The following is a 13,610-nucleotide window of genomic DNA, read 5'->3' as shown; positions in this document are numbered from 1 at the left end:
CACCGGTCGTCTCCGTCCGGCGTCGAGCCTATCCGGAGCGGGGTGCGGGGGCGCCCCGGGGCGGCGACCGATGAGTTCGTGCCCCGGTCCGGGTCTTCAGTGGGGGACGAGTCGAAGGGAGCGGACGATGCCGACGGACACCCCGAGAAGCACCCCGGCGGGCAGCCCGGTGAGCACCCCGGCCAACACCACGCTGGATTCCCGGTACAGCGGACCGGGGGCGGAGGCGACGCCGTGGGCGGAGGCGGTGCGGCGGCTGGCCGCGGCCGAGGTCTACTGGCTGACGACGGTCCGCCCCGACGGCCGCCCGCACGTCACCCCTCTGATCGCGGTGTGGCGGGAGGGCGCCCTGCACTTCTGCACCAGGCCGGACGAGCGCAAGGCCCGCAACCTGGCGGCGAACCGCCGGGTCGCCCTCACCACCGGCACGAACGCGCTGGGCGAGGGGTTCGACCTGGTGATCGAGGGCGAGGCGGTCCGGGTGACGGACGAGGAGGTGCTGCGGGCGCTCGCGGAGGCGTATGCCGACAAGTACGGAGAGGAATGGCGATTCGGCGTGCGGGACGGTGGCTTCGTGAGCGAGGGTGGTACGGCCCTGGTGTTCGCGGTCCCGCCGACGACGGCCTTCGGCTTCGCCAAGGGCACCCCGTACGGCCAGACCCGCTGGCGCTTCACCGAGGAGAGCTGACCTGTGAACTGGACGCTGGAAGTGGTCCCCGTCCCCGTGAGCGACATGGACCGGGCCAAGGAGTTCTACGCCGACACCTGCGGCTTCAAGGTCGACCTGGACCAGGAGGTCGCACCGGGCGTGCGGATCATCCAGATCACCCCGCCGGGCTCCCGCTGTTCGATCGCCTTCCTGGAGGGCATGCCTCCGTTCCCCGGAAGCCGCCAGATGGCCCCGGGCACGCTGCACGGCCTCCAGCTCTGCGTCACCGACATCGAGGCGGCGCGCGAGGAGCTGGTGGAGGCGGGCGTCGACGTGTCGCCGGTGATGCACGTGGGCGAGCGGGGCTGGGAGGAGGGCAGGGGCGACACCTGGAACTCCTTCATGACCTTCACCGACCCGGACGGGAACGGGTGGACGGTGCAGGAGGCGCCGTCGGAGCTGTCGGAGCGCTGAGCCGGGAGCGGCGCGCGGCCGGGCCGGGAGCGGCCGGGCCCGCGGGCCCGGCCGCGGTGAGCCGCTACGGGGCGAACACCACCCGGTAGTTCCGCACCCGCTCGTCCTCGCCCTCGTACGCCATCCCGGCCGCCTCCATCACGCGGTGGGACGGAACGTTGTCGAGGTCGGCGTCACCGCGGACGGCGGTGGCGCCGGCCTCGCGGGCGAGGGCGATCAGGGCGCGCAGCGCCTCCGAGGCGAAGCCCTGCCCGCGCACGCCGGGCACGAGCCCGTAGCCGATCGTGACGACGCCGTCCCCGCCCGGCGGCCCGTGGAACCCGATCCCGCCGACGGTGACGCCGTCCGCGAGCCGCCGTATCTCGTACGGCCGGTAGACCCCCGGATCGCCCCGCTCGGCCACCCCGTTCAGGAAGCTGCCCACCCCCCGGACGTCGCCGGGCCCCGGATACCCCTCGGCCCAGCGGTCCCCCGGCCCGGGCGCCGCGTCGACGACCCGCCGGGCCTCGTCGACGGAGAGCGGGTGCAGCAGGAGGCGGGCGGTCTCGATGATCTTCACGTCGTTCATTGCGTGAAGTCTCGAGCCCGCCCACTGCGGGCCGCAACGGGTTTTGCCGGCGGGCCGGGCCGGGCCACGCCTGCCGTGCCGCAGGACGACAGCGGTCGGCTCACCGGCGGGGGCCGACGGTTCGCGAACGTCGGCCCTGAGCACTGCCTCGGGAGTGCGCCGTCCCTGGACTGCGCTTACAGCACCGGAAGGTTCTTGCGCAGCTCGAAGGCCGTGACCTCGGAGCGGTACTCCTCCCACTCCTGCTTCTTGTTGCGCAGGAAGAAGTCGAAGACGTGCTCGCCGAGCGTCTCCGCGACCAGTTCGCTGCGCTCCATCAGGGCGATCGCCTCGCCCAGGTTCTGCGGGAGCGGCTCGATGCCCATCGCGCGGCGTTCGGCGTCGCTCAGGGCCCAGACGTCGTCGTCGGCGCCGGCCGGGAGTTCGTAGCCCTCCTCGATGCCCTTGAGGCCTGCGGCGAGCAGGACGGCGTAGGTGAGGTAGGGGTTGGCGCCCGAGTCGATGGAGCGGACCTCGACGCGGGAGGAGCCCATCTTGCCCGGCTTGTACATGGGGACGCGGATCAGCGCGGAGCGGTTGTTGTGGCCCCAGCAGATGTAGGCCGGGGCCTCGCCGCCCGAGCCGGCGGTGCGGCCCGAGCCGCCCCAGATGCGCTTGTAGGAGTTGACCCACTGGTTGGTGACGGCCGAGATCTCGCCCGCGTGGCGCAGCAGGCCCGCGATGAAGGAACGTCCCACCTTGGACAGCTGGTACTCGGCGCCGCTCTCGTAGAAGGCGTTGCGGTCGCCCTCGAAGAGGGAGAGGTGGGTGTGCATGCCCGAGCCGGGGTACTCCGAGAACGGCTTCGGCATGAACGTCGCCTGCACGCCCTGCTCCAGGGCCACCTGCTTCATGACCAGGCGGAAGGTCATGATGTTGTCGGCGGTGGACAGCGCGTCCGCGTACCGCAGGTCGATCTCCTGCTGGCCCGGCGCGCCCTCGTGGTGCGAGAACTCCACCGAGATGCCCATCGACTCCAGCATCGTGATGGCCTGGCGGCGGAAGTCCATGCCCACGTTCTGCGGGGTGTGGTCGAAGTAGCCCGAGTTGTCGGCCGGGGTGGGCCGGGTGCCGTCGAGCGGCTTGTCCTTCAGCAGGAAGAACTCGATCTCGGGGTGGGTGTAGAAGGTGAAGCCGAGGTCCGAGGTCTTCGCGAGGGCCCGCTTGAGGACGTAGCGCGGGTCGGCGAAGGACGGCGAGCCGTCCGGCATCAGGATGTCGCAGAACATCCGGGCCGTGCCCGGGGCCTCCGCGCGCCACGGCAGGATCTGGAAGGTGCCCGGGTCCGGCTTGGCGATCATGTCGGACTCGTAGACGCGGGCGAAGCCCTCGATCGCGGAGCCGTCGAAGCCGATGCCCTCGTCGAACGCCTGCTCCAGCTCCGCGGGGGCGACGGCGACCGACTTCAGGAAGCCGAGCACGTCGGTGAACCACAGACGCACGAAGCGGATGTCGCGCTCCTCGAGCGTACGGAGCACGAATTCCTGCTGCTTGTCCATTTCCACACCCATCCTCGCTGGTCAGGCCGCCTGCTCCCACCGCCTCGGGCACATCGGGGGGCACCTGAGCATCCCACCACATGGTTTCGTGCACGTTGCACACCCATAGTGCCTGCTCCGCTGTGACACAGGTAACGGGGGACGGGCCGATTCCCGCTCCTCAGCTCCGCCCCGTACGGGCCAAGGAGCCCCTTCTGCCACTACGATCTCCGGCCATGGGGGGCCCACGGCTCGCACGCCTGTCCCAGGACCCGCGTCCCATGGCACTGGTGAGTGCCGTGGCGACGCTGCTCGGCGCGCTCTTCCTCTGTCTGGGGGTCGCCGACCCGGCCGAGCGGGCCGAGCACCATCGGGCGGCCGCGCACGTGACCGGGGGCGACCGGCACGTGCAGTACGTCTGCCCGTACGGCGGCGGCGACTGCTCGCTCTTCCCGTCGCTGTCCCCCGCGGTGCTCAGCGCACCGCCGCTCGACCCGCCGCTGCACGCGGTGGGCCGGCTTCCGCGCCCCGACGCCTCACCGGCCGACGGCCGGGTGTTCCTCGCCGGCGCACGGCCCCGTGCGCCGGACCTGCACGTCCTTCAAGTCCTGCGGACGTGAGCGGCCGCGTGCCGGCATCACGTCGCTCTCCGTCCGCACGCCTCTTCACCGGTTCCAGACTTCACGATCTTTCGATCTCAGACTTCCAGAAGGACGACATCACCATGGCCGCGAACCGCTCCACCACCGCCGACCGCCGCGCCCGAATAGAGGAGATGCGCCGCGCCGAGCAGGCCCGCGAGCGCCGCAACCGCATCCTCACCGTCGGCGTCTCCGCCGTCGTCGTACTCGGCCTCGTCGGCTTCGGCGGCTGGGTCATCAACAAGGAGAACAAGAAGCAGGAGCAGCAGGAGGCCGCCGCCAAGGCCCCCATCGAGGGCGAGAAGTCCTGGGACGCCAAGAAGCTGACCCGCAACCACGTCAACACGCCGGTGAAGTACGAGATGACCCCGCCGGTCGGCGGCGACCACCACCCGGTCTGGCAGAACTGCAACGGCGACGTCTACGACAAGCCGGTCAGCGACACCAACGCGGTGCACTCGCTGGAGCACGGGGCCGTGTGGGTGACGTACAACAAGAAGGCCGCCGCCGGTGACCTGGAGAAGCTGAAGAGCAAGGTCAAGAAGACCCCCTACTCGCTGATGAGCCCCGTGGACGGCCAGTCCGGCGCGATCATGCTGAGCGCCTGGGGCAAGCAGGTGACCGTGGACAGCGCCACCGACCCGCGGGTCGACGCCTTCTTCACCAAGTACGTCAACGGTCCGCAGACCCCGGAGCCGGGCGCCGCCTGCACCGGCGGGGTCGGCGCCGAGGGCGTGGGCGGCAGCGGGATGGGCCAGTGAGGCTGAACCGGACGCAGTGGGCGTCCGTCACGGCCGTCGTCCTCGCGCTGCTCTTCGCCGGGGGCGCCCTCACCGTGGCCTCCGCCGACCGCGACGAGTCCCCGAGGACCCCGACCGCGGAGTCCGCCGACGCGGGCTTCGCCCGGGACATGGCCGTCCACCACCAGCAGGCCGTCGAGATGTCGTTCATCGTCCGCGACCGCACGCGGGACGAGGAGGTGCGCCGGCTGGCCTACGACATCGCCAACACGCAGGCCAACCAGCGCGGCATGATGCTGGGCTGGCTGGACATGTGGGGGCTGCCGAAGGTGCAGTCGGGCGTGCCGCCGATGACCTGGATGGGCATGGGCGGGCACGGTGACGAGACGGCCGGCGAGGACGGCGAGCTGATGCCGGGCATGGCGACCCGTGCCGAGATCGAGCAGCTGTCCAAGGCGTCCGGGCGCGCGGCCGAGGTGCTCTACCTGAAGCTGATGACCGAGCACCACAAGGGCGGCGTCCACATGGCCCAGGGCTGTGTGGAGCGCTGCGCGCCCGGCGTCGAGCGGGACCTCGCGCAGGGCATGGTCGAGGCGCAGGAGTCCGAGATCAGGCTGATGGCGGACATGCTGAGGCAGCGGGGCGCCTGACCGGCTCCCCGGCTGCCCGCGCGGTCGGGCCGACTCGTGTGACGGCTCGTCCGTGACGGCTCGTCCGTGACGGCTCCTGACGACGGCTCCTGACGGCCCCCGCGACCTTGCGGTCGCGGGGGCCGCGCCGCGACCGCAGAATGAGGGGTGCTCGGGGACGTACGTAGGTACGACGACGTTCTACGAAAGGCACTCAGCTCATGACGACGGCGAAGGACATCATGCACCCGGGGGCCGAGTGGATCCCGGCTCACGAGACGCTCGACCGCGCGGCCCAGCGCATGCGCGAACTCAACGTGGGCGCGCTGCCCATCGCCGACGAGAACGAACGGCTCTGCGGCATCCTCACCGACCGGGACATCGTGGTCGGCTGTGTGGCCATGGGCCACGACCCTGCCCGGGTCACCTGCGGCGACATGGCCAAGGGCACCCCGCGCTGGATCGACGCCGGGGCGGACGTGGACGAGGTCCTGGAGGAGATGCAGGGCCACCAGATCCGCCGGCTGCCGGTCATCGAGAACAAGCGTCTCGTCGGCATGATCAGCGAGGCGGACCTGGCCCGGCAGCTCTCCGACGACCAGCTGAAGGCGTTCTGCGAGAGCGTCTACGCCCCTTCCTGACCCGTGCGGCCCGGTGCCCGGGACGGCACCGCCGTGCCCAGGACCGCCTCGGCCACCCGGTCGGGGCGGTCCAGCATGACCAGGTGGCCCGACGGTTCGGCCGCCTCGTAGCGGGCGGCGAGCCGCCGGGCCAGGGCGCGTTGGCGTCGCTCCCAGCGGGCGGAGCCGTTGGGGGCGGCGAGCACCGTGACGGGCAGGCCGGGCGGGAGCGGGGCGTGCTCGCGCAGGGCGAGCAGTTCGGCGGCCACGGCGCCGTAGCGGGCGTTCTCGTCGAGGGTGCCGCGCAGCACGCGGGAGGTGCGGTAGACGCGGCGGACGAGCGCGCGCGGGGCCGGGTCCGGGCCCCGGGCCGAAAGGCGCACCGAGAGAGCGCGCCCGGCCGGGCCGAGCGCCGCCGGGATCCCGGCGGCGGACAGGGCGGCGCCCAGCGCGCGGGCGAGGGGCGGAGCGGTGCGGGATGCGCGGGGGCGGTCCTCCACGGAGGAGTCGACGAGGACGAGGGCGGCCGTGCGGGCGGGGTGGCGGCGGGCGAAGGCCTCGGCGTGGAAGCCGGCGATGGAGTGTCCGACGACCGTGGCGGGCCCGGGCAGCCGCAGCGCGTCGAGGAGCGCGGCGATCCGGTCCGCCTCCCCGGCGAGGGTGGCCGGCACGGCGGCGGGGGCGGACAGGCCGTGGCCGGGGCGGTCGAAGCGGACGACGGTGCGGTGGGGGGCGAGCAGGGGGACGACGGGGTCCCAGTCGAACCAGCTCATGCCGAGGCCGGCGGCGAGGACGCAGACGGGTCCGGTGCCGTCGACGACGACGTGGTGGGCGACTCCTCCGAGCCGTACGAAGGTCATACCGTTCCTGGACACAGTCGGTCGAACGCCGGGGCGCGGCCGGGGGTTCCCGGTGGGCCGGCCGGCGGGTGGGCGCGCTGTCCCCTCCCCCGCCGCCCCGCGAGGGATCACGATCACATGCCGATCAGGAAATCCCTGGTCTCTCCACAATCCGCTCACTTACGGTCGTGACTGATCTTCAGGGTCCGGCGACCGCGCCGGCACCCTTCCGCAGTTGGACGAAGGACACCGCATGACCATGCCCAGCCACTCCCCCACGCCGCCGCCCTGGGGGCCGCCGGGGGCACCGGGCGCGCCGCAGCCCCCGTACGCGCAGCCTCAGAACGGCATCGGCATCACGGCCCTCGTCCTCGGCATCGTGGGCCTGGTCTCCGGGATCATTCCGTTCCTCTTCTGGCTGGGCGCGATCCTGGGCGTGCTGGCCGTCGTCTTCGGCATCATCGGCGCCGCCCGGGCCGGCAAGGGCCTGGCGACCAACAAGGGGATGGCGGTCACCGGTGCCGTTCTGGGCGGCGTCGCGCTGGTCGCCTCGCTGGTCTGGCTGATCTTCATCGCCACGGCGGTGACGGACGTCGCCAAGGAGATCGAGAAGGAGACCGGGGCCAAGGGTTCCTCCAGCGCCTCCGCCGCGCCGGGCGGCGAGGGTGCCGGCGAGCCGACGGAGGAGCCGGTGGACGAGGTCCCCGAGCCCATGAAGTTCGGCGACACCTTCACGTACGAGGACGGGATCAAGGTCACCGTCTCCAAGCCGCGCTCCCACGAGCCCGACGAGTTCGCGGTGGGCCACGCCAAGGGCAACCGGGCCTTCCAGGTGACGATCACCATCGTCAACGGCAGCAAGGAGACCCTCGACGTCACCGCCGCGCTGCCCGACGCGAGCGACGCGCACGGGGCCACCGCCGAGACGGTCTTCGACGGCGACAACGCGACCAAGCCCTTCAACGGCAAGGTGCTTCCGGGCAAGCAGGCCAAGGCCGCCTACACCTTCTCGCTCCCCGCCGCCGCGGCCGACGAGCTGCAGATCGAGCTCTCCCCGACGGTCCTGGAGCACGAGTCCCAGATCTGGACCGGTCCGACCAGGTAACCGCGCCGGGCGGGACCGATGCGCGTTCCCCAGGACATAGCGTCGAATTGACGATTAGACTGGGGGCGTGCCTCAACTACGCCTCGCCCTGAATCAGATCGACTCGACCGTCGGCGATCTCGCCGGGAACGCCGAGGCCGTCGTCCACTGGACGCGGCACTCCGCCGAGCAGGGCGCGCACCTCGTCGCGTTCCCCGAGATGGCGCTGACCGGCTACCCCGTGGAGGACCTGGCGCTGCGCCCCTCCTTCGTGGAGGCGTCCCGGGCCGCCCTGCGCTCGCTCGCCCGGCGGCTCGCCGACGAGGGGTTCGGCGAGCTGCCCGTGGTCGTCGGTTACCTGGACCGCTCCGAGCGGGCCGAGCCCCGGCTCGGCAGGCCCGCCGGGTCGCCGGAGAACGCGGCGGCCGTGCTGTACCGGGGCGAGGTGGTGCTGCGGTTCGCCAAGCACCACCTGCCCAACTACGGCGTCTTCGACGAGTACCGCTACTTCGTCCAGGGCGACACCCTGCCCGTCGTGCGCGTGCACGGCGTCGACGTGGCCCTCGCGATCTGCGAGGACCTGTGGCAGGAGGGCGGCCGGGTTCCGGCGGCCCGCAGCGCCCGGGCGGGACTGCTGCTGTCGGTCAACGCCTCGCCGTACGAGCGGAACAAGGACGACACCCGCCTGGAACTGGTCCGCAAGCGGGCCCGGGAGGCCGGCTGCACGACCGCGTACCTGGCGATGACCGGCGGGCAGGACGAGCTGGTCTTCGACGGCGACTCGATCGTCGTCGACGCGGCCGGTGAGGTCGTCGCGCGCGCCCCGCAGTTCACCGAGGGCTGTGTGGTCCTGGACCTGGAGCTTCCGTCGGCCGCGGCCGACGCGCCGCGGAGCGGCACGGTCGTCGACGACGGGCTGCGGATCGACCGGGCCGTGCTGTCCGAGGAGCCGCTGCCCGCCTACGAGCCCGAGGTGACCGGCGGTCAGGCGGACCGGCTCGACGACGACGAGGAGGTGTACTCGGCGCTGGTCGTCGGCCTGCGGGCGTACGTGGGCAAGAACGGCTTCCGCTCGGTCCTGGTCGGCCTGTCCGGTGGCATCGACTCGGCCCTCGTCGCGGCGATCGCCTGTGACGCGCTCGGCGCGGACAACGTGTACGGCGTGTCGATGCCCTCGAAGTACTCCTCGGAGCACTCGCGCGCGGACGCCGCCGAACTGGCCCGCCGCACCGGACTCCACTTCCGTACGGTGCCGATCGAGCCGATGTTCGACGCCTACATGGGGGCGCTCGGCCTCACCGGCCTCGCGGAGGAGAACCTCCAGTCCCGGCTGCGCGGCACCCTGCTGATGGCGCTGTCCAACCAGGAGGGCCACCTCGTCCTGGCGCCCGGCAACAAGTCGGAGCTGGCGGTGGGCTATTCGACCCTGTACGGCGACTCCGTCGGCGCGTACGGCCCCATCAAGGACGTCTACAAGTCCGACGTCTTCCGCCTCGCCCGCTGGCGCAACCGGGCCGCCGAGGAGCGCGGCCAGACCCCGCCGATCCCGGAGAACACCCTCACCAAGCCGCCGAGCGCCGAACTGCGTCCCGGCCAGGTCGACACGGACTCCCTGCCCGACTACGACGTGCTGGACCGCATCCTGGCGCTCTACGTCGACCACGACCGCGGCCGGGACGAGATCGTGGCGGCGGGCTTCGACGAGGAACTGGTGATCAGCACCCTGCGTCTTGTCGACACGGCGGAGTACAAGCGCCGCCAGTACCCGCCGGGCACCAAGATCTCCGCGAAGGGCTTCGGCAAGGACCGCCGGCTGCCCGTCACCAACCACTGGCGCGAGAGCCGGCCCTGACGGAGCGGGAGGGCGTCCTCTAGAGCTTGAGGCGGGCGGCCACCGGGAGGTGGTCGCTGCGGGTCTCCGGGAGGGTCCAGGAGGACAGCGGCTCGACGTTGCGGACCAGGATCTGGTCGATGCGGGCCATCGGGAAGGACGCCGGCCAGCTGAAGCCGAAGCCGTCGCCCGCCGCGCCCTGCGTGGAGCGCAGCTGGGACGTGACGGCGTTGAGGGCGCGGTCGTTCATGGTGCCGTTGAGGTCGCCGAGGAGGACGATCCGCCGGTGCGGGTCGTGGGCGATGGCCTCGCCGAGGGCGTTGGCGCTGTTGTCGCGCTGGTTGGCGGTGAAGCCGGCGTTCAGCTTGACCCGCACCGAGGGCAGGTGGGCCACGTAGACGGCGACCTCGCCCGCCGGGGCGACGACGGTGGCGCGCATGGCACGGGTCCAGCCCATGCGGATGTCGACCGGCTGGGCGTCGCGCAGCGGGTACTTGCTCCAGAGGCCGACCGTGCCCTGGGTGGAGTGGTGGCGGTACGTGTCGGCCAGCGCCTTCTCGTACACCGGGACCATGTCGCCCTTGAGCTCCTCCAGGGCCACCACGTCGGCGCCGGACGCGGCGATCTGACGGGCCGTGCCCTCGGGGTCGGGGTTGTCCGCGTTCACGTTGTGGGTCACGACCGTGAGGTCGCCGCCGGCCTGCGACTTGTCGACGACGAGCCCGCCGAAGAGGTTGAGCCAGACCACGGCCGGCAGCACCAGCGCCACCAGCGCGGTCGCCGAGCGCCGCAGCAGGGCGAGGACGAGGAGCAGCGGCACGAAGAGGCCGAGCCAGGGCAGGAAGGTCTCGGTCAGGCTGCCGAGGTTGCCGATCCGGTTGGGGATGTCGGAGTGAAGCACCATCAGCAGGGCGACCAGCACGGCCCCGAGGGCGAGGAGGACGCCCCGTCGCCAGATGCCGCGGTCGGCGCGCAGCCGGGCGAGCCGGGCACCGAGACCCGAACGGGAGCCCGGCCCCCCGCCGGAGGCGGAGCCGGAGCCGGTACCGGGGTCGTGCGCGCCGGTGCCGTGGGCGCCGGTGCCGGTGCCGGTGCCGGTGCCGGTGCCGGTGCCGAAGGGCGAACCGGGCCGGGAGGCGGATCCTCCGTCGTCCGGCGTTCCGCCGTTCTCGGTCCCCGTCATGTCCACCCGCGCCATCGCTGTCGTCCTCACTGCCTTGCTCTGCGACCCGGAGTCGACCCTAGGCGATTCCGGTTCGGTCGTACTCCACGAGGGACGACGGCAAAGGCGTGGCGGGTTCCTGCGGGTGGCGCGAGGCGTACGGCTGTGACAGAACGCGCACATTCGTACGAGGCGTCCGGACTGCCGCCCGCACTGGCGCTCGGACCGCCGGCCGGGCTGCCGGCCGGCCCGGTCATCCTCGGGGCCGTACGCCCTCCAGGACGGCGTCCACGACCCGTTCGGCCAGGTCGTCGTCCAGGGTGGCGCCGGGGCGGATCGTGGTGCGCAGGATCATGGGGCCGGTGAAGAGGTCGTTCACGAGCTCGGCGTCGAGGTCGGAACGGATCTCGCCGCGCTCCATGCCGCGCAGGACGAGGTCGAGGCCGAGGCGGCGGCGGGGCTCGATGACGGTGTGGTGGTAGGTGTCCCACAGCTTCGGGTACTGCTGCATCTGCGAGAACACGTTGTGCAGCAGGGCCGAGTTCCGTTTGGCGAGTCCTCGCCGCCGGATCGACTCCATCAGGGCGACCAGGTCGTCCCGGACCGAGACGCCGGGCAGCACCGGGTCCGGGGCCTCGACGGAGCGCAGCAGGTCGACGAAGAGCTCCTCCTTGCCGGGCCAGCGGCGGTAGATCGTGGCCTTGCCGACGCCGGCGGTGCGGGCGATCTTCTCGATGGAGACCTCGGCCAGCGGCATCCCGCTCTCCAGGAGCCCGATCGCCGCCTCGAAGATCGCCTGCTCCGCCGTCTCGCTCCGCGGCCGCCCGCGCCGGGCGGCACACCCTCCGGCACCACCGGCACCACCGGCACCCCCGGCACCACCGGCACCACCGGCACCAGCACCGTCCGCGCCCCCGGCGGGAGCACCGTCCGCGCCGTCGGCGGCACCGCCCCCCGCACGCCCCGCGCCGCCCGGCACGGCCCCGCCCGTCTCCGCCCCGCCGTTGTCCTGCGACACGTCCGTCCCGCCTCTCCCGTCGCTGTCCGCGCTGCTGTTCCGCCGGCCCCGCCGTCTACTTCGGAACCGATTCTCCCGCCTCGGAGCGGCTGCCCGGGACGGTGCCCGCCGGGGCCGGAGCCGGTGGGGCGCCGGGGGCCGGGGTGGCCGCTGCCGGGGCGCGGCCCGGCAGGAAGAGGGCCACGACGACCGCGCCCAGGACGGCGACGGCGGCCGAGCCGATGGCGGTGACGTGCATGGCGTCGACGAAGGCGTCGTACGCGGGGGCGACCAGGCCCTGTCCGACGGGGCCGAGCTTCTCGGCGACGGCCAGGGTCGCCTCGATGGACTCGCCGGCCGTGTCGCGCAGGGCGGCCGGTACGGAGCCGAGGTGGCCCTCGATCTCGCCGCGGTACGTGGAGGACAGCAGGGAGCCGAGCACGGCCACGCCGAGCGCGCCGCCGACCTGCCGGAAGGTGTTGTTGACGGCCGAGCCGGAGCCCGCCTTCTCGCGGGGCAGCGCCTGCATGATGGCGACGGTGACCGGCGGCATGATGTGCGCCATGCCCGCGCCCTGGAGGAAGAAGACGACCTCCAGGAGCCAGACGGGGGTGTCCGCGTCGAAGAAGGCGAAGGCGCCCAGGCCCACGGCGACGGCCAGCATGCCGGAGGTGCAGACGATCCGCGCGCCGAAGCGCTCCACGACGAGCCGGGCGCGCGGGGCGAAGGCCATCTGGGCGACGGCGAGCGGCAGGATGAGCAGGCCGGACTCCAGCGCGCTGTAGCCGCGGACGCTCTGCAGGTAGAAGGCGGAGAAGAAGGTCACGCCCATCAGGGCGAAGAAGACCAGCGCGACGGCGGCGACGGCGGCCGAGAAGGCGGGCTTGCGGAAGTACGAGATGTCGAGCGCCGGGTGGTCGGTCCGCTTCTCGTACAGGACGAAGCCGACGAGGATCGCGAGGCCGGCGAGGGACGGCAGGAGGACGGTGACGTCGGTGACGGAGGCGAGCTCGCCGCCGCGGATGATGCCGTACACGAGCAGGACGAGGCCGAGCACGGAGAGCAGCACGCCGGGCAGGTCGATGCGGCCGGGCGCGGGGTCCCGGGACTCGGGGACGAGCCAGGCCATGAGGGCGAGGGCGAGCAGCACCACGGGCACGTTGATGAGGAAGATCGAGCCCCACCAGAAGTGCTCCAGGAGGACGCCGCCGGTGATGGGGCCGATGGCGATGGCGAGGCCGACGCTGCCGGCCCAGATGCCGATGGCCTTGGGCTGCTCGTCGCGCTCGAAGACGTTCATGAGCACGGCGAGGGTGGCCGGCATGACGAACGCGGCGCCCAGGCCCATCACCGCGCGGTAGGCGATGAGCTCGCCGGGGGTGGTGGACAGCGCGGCGAGCGCGGAGCCGATGCCGAAGACGGTGATACCGAAGAGCAGCGACCTCTTGCGGCCGAAGCGGTCGCCGAGGAGGCCGGAGGCGAAGAGGAGCCCGGCGAAGACGAGCGTGTAGGAGTTGATGGCCCACTCCAGCTCGCTCTGGGTGGCGCCGATGCCGGTGGGGGCGGGGCTGGCGATCGTCTTGACCGCCACGTTGAGGATCGAGTTGTCGAGGACGACGATCAGCAGGCTGAGCATGAGCACGGCGAGGATCGCCCAGCGGCGGCGGTGTGACTGCGACTGCGACATGCCCTCCACCGTAGTGGGATTTCGATACGAGACCGTCTCGTATTGAAAAACTTGACCGTGCTCTGACCTTTCTTTGCGGCGATGTGAACAGCGCCACGCCGACCCGCCGCCGCGCCCGACTTCCCCGTCCGCCCGGCGAAGTGCCACCATGGACGTGGTCCGGGGACGCCAC

14 protein-coding genes are annotated in these 13,610 nt (G+C 72.4%); 8 read left to right on the top strand and 6 right to left on the bottom strand.

Annotation, left to right across the window (positions count from 1 at the left end; genetic code table 11):
* Nucleotides 1-127 precede the first annotated feature (127 nt).
* Together ABD954_RS24620 and ABD954_RS24615 are read left to right on the top strand one after the other, a co-directional pair.
* On the top strand, nucleotides 128-688 hold the full coding sequence (locus ABD954_RS24620) for a pyridoxamine 5'-phosphate oxidase family protein (protein WP_345488940.1): 561 nt from the start codon (nucleotides 128-130) through the stop codon (nucleotides 686-688).
* Nucleotides 689-691: 3 nt separating this feature from the next.
* Nucleotides 692-1,123: a VOC family protein gene (locus tag ABD954_RS24615; RefSeq protein WP_345488938.1), complete on the top strand. Its 432-nt coding sequence runs from the start codon at nucleotides 692-694 to the stop codon at nucleotides 1,121-1,123.
* A gap of 64 nt (nucleotides 1,124-1,187) precedes the next feature.
* Here ABD954_RS24615 and ABD954_RS24610 read toward each other — a convergent pair whose 3' ends face one another.
* Nucleotides 1,188-1,691, bottom strand: coding sequence for a GNAT family N-acetyltransferase (locus ABD954_RS24610; protein WP_345488936.1), 504 nt, complete (start codon nucleotides 1,689-1,691; stop codon nucleotides 1,188-1,190).
* Between the two features lie 176 nt (nucleotides 1,692-1,867).
* Complete coding sequence (locus tag ABD954_RS24605) at nucleotides 1,868-3,229, bottom strand: glutamine synthetase family protein (RefSeq protein WP_345488934.1); 1,362 nt, start codon at nucleotides 3,227-3,229, stop codon at nucleotides 1,868-1,870.
* Nucleotides 3,230-3,489: 260 nt separating this feature from the next.
* Between ABD954_RS24605 and ABD954_RS24600 the strand changes: the two genes are divergently transcribed.
* The 4 genes from ABD954_RS24600 (at nucleotide 3,490) to ABD954_RS24585 (ending at nucleotide 5,859) form a co-directional block, all read left to right on the top strand.
* The gene (locus tag ABD954_RS24600; RefSeq protein ID WP_345488933.1) at nucleotides 3,490-3,828 is read left to right on the top strand and encodes a hypothetical protein; all 339 of its coding nucleotides are present in this window, start codon (nucleotides 3,490-3,492) and stop codon (nucleotides 3,826-3,828) included.
* A gap of 104 nt (nucleotides 3,829-3,932) precedes the next feature.
* Complete coding sequence (locus ABD954_RS24595; protein ID WP_345488931.1) at nucleotides 3,933-4,610, top strand: thioredoxin-like domain-containing protein; 678 nt, start codon at nucleotides 3,933-3,935, stop codon at nucleotides 4,608-4,610.
* Nucleotides 4,607-5,239: a DUF305 domain-containing protein gene (locus ABD954_RS24590; RefSeq protein WP_345488929.1), complete on the top strand. Its 633-nt coding sequence runs from the start codon at nucleotides 4,607-4,609 to the stop codon at nucleotides 5,237-5,239. Before ABD954_RS24595 ends, ABD954_RS24590 begins: the two co-directional genes overlap by 4 nt.
* 200 nt (nucleotides 5,240-5,439) lie before the next feature.
* A complete protein-coding gene (locus ABD954_RS24585) occupies nucleotides 5,440-5,859 on the top strand; it encodes a CBS domain-containing protein (RefSeq protein ID WP_345488927.1) in 420 nt (139 codons plus the stop codon).
* Here ABD954_RS24585 and ABD954_RS24580 read toward each other — a convergent pair.
* Entirely contained in the window at nucleotides 5,844-6,698 is an 855-nt protein-coding gene (locus ABD954_RS24580) for an alpha/beta hydrolase (RefSeq protein WP_345488925.1), read from the bottom strand. The genes ABD954_RS24585 and ABD954_RS24580 overlap by 16 nt on opposite strands.
* A gap of 232 nt (nucleotides 6,699-6,930) precedes the next feature.
* Between ABD954_RS24580 and ABD954_RS24575 the strand changes: the two genes are divergently transcribed.
* Together ABD954_RS24575 and ABD954_RS24570 are read left to right on the top strand one after the other, a co-directional pair.
* The gene (locus ABD954_RS24575; RefSeq protein WP_345488923.1) at nucleotides 6,931-7,782 is read left to right on the top strand and encodes a DUF4190 domain-containing protein; all 852 of its coding nucleotides are present in this window, start codon (nucleotides 6,931-6,933) and stop codon (nucleotides 7,780-7,782) included.
* A 67-nt stretch (nucleotides 7,783-7,849) separates the two neighbouring features.
* Nucleotides 7,850-9,613, top strand: coding sequence for an NAD+ synthase (locus ABD954_RS24570; protein ID WP_345488921.1), 1,764 nt, complete (start codon nucleotides 7,850-7,852; stop codon nucleotides 9,611-9,613).
* A gap of 19 nt (nucleotides 9,614-9,632) precedes the next feature.
* Here ABD954_RS24570 and ABD954_RS24565 read toward each other — a convergent pair whose 3' ends face one another.
* The 3 genes from ABD954_RS24565 to ABD954_RS24555 all read right to left on the bottom strand — a co-directional run bounded on the left by ABD954_RS24565 (nucleotide 9,633) and on the right by ABD954_RS24555 (nucleotide 13,438).
* Nucleotides 9,633-10,790 carry an endonuclease/exonuclease/phosphatase family protein gene (locus tag ABD954_RS24565; RefSeq protein WP_345488919.1) on the bottom strand — a complete coding sequence of 386 codons (1,158 nt, stop codon included), beginning with the start codon at nucleotides 10,788-10,790 and terminating at the stop codon, nucleotides 9,633-9,635.
* A 217-nt stretch (nucleotides 10,791-11,007) separates the two neighbouring features.
* The gene (locus tag ABD954_RS24560) at nucleotides 11,008-11,772 is read right to left on the bottom strand and encodes a TetR/AcrR family transcriptional regulator (protein WP_345488917.1); all 765 of its coding nucleotides are present in this window, start codon (nucleotides 11,770-11,772) and stop codon (nucleotides 11,008-11,010) included.
* Nucleotides 11,773-11,827: 55 nt separating this feature from the next.
* A complete protein-coding gene (locus tag ABD954_RS24555; protein WP_345488915.1) occupies nucleotides 11,828-13,438 on the bottom strand; it encodes an MFS transporter in 1,611 nt (536 codons plus the stop codon).
* Nucleotides 13,439-13,610: the final 172 nt, after the last annotated feature.

The organism is Streptomyces roseoviridis (assembly GCF_039535235.1).
Classification (GTDB): Bacteria; Actinomycetota; Actinomycetes; order Streptomycetales; family Streptomycetaceae; genus Streptomyces; species Streptomyces roseoviridis.
Note: the sequence above shows the minus strand (reverse complement) of the source record. Positions and strands in the feature narration are given on the sequence as shown.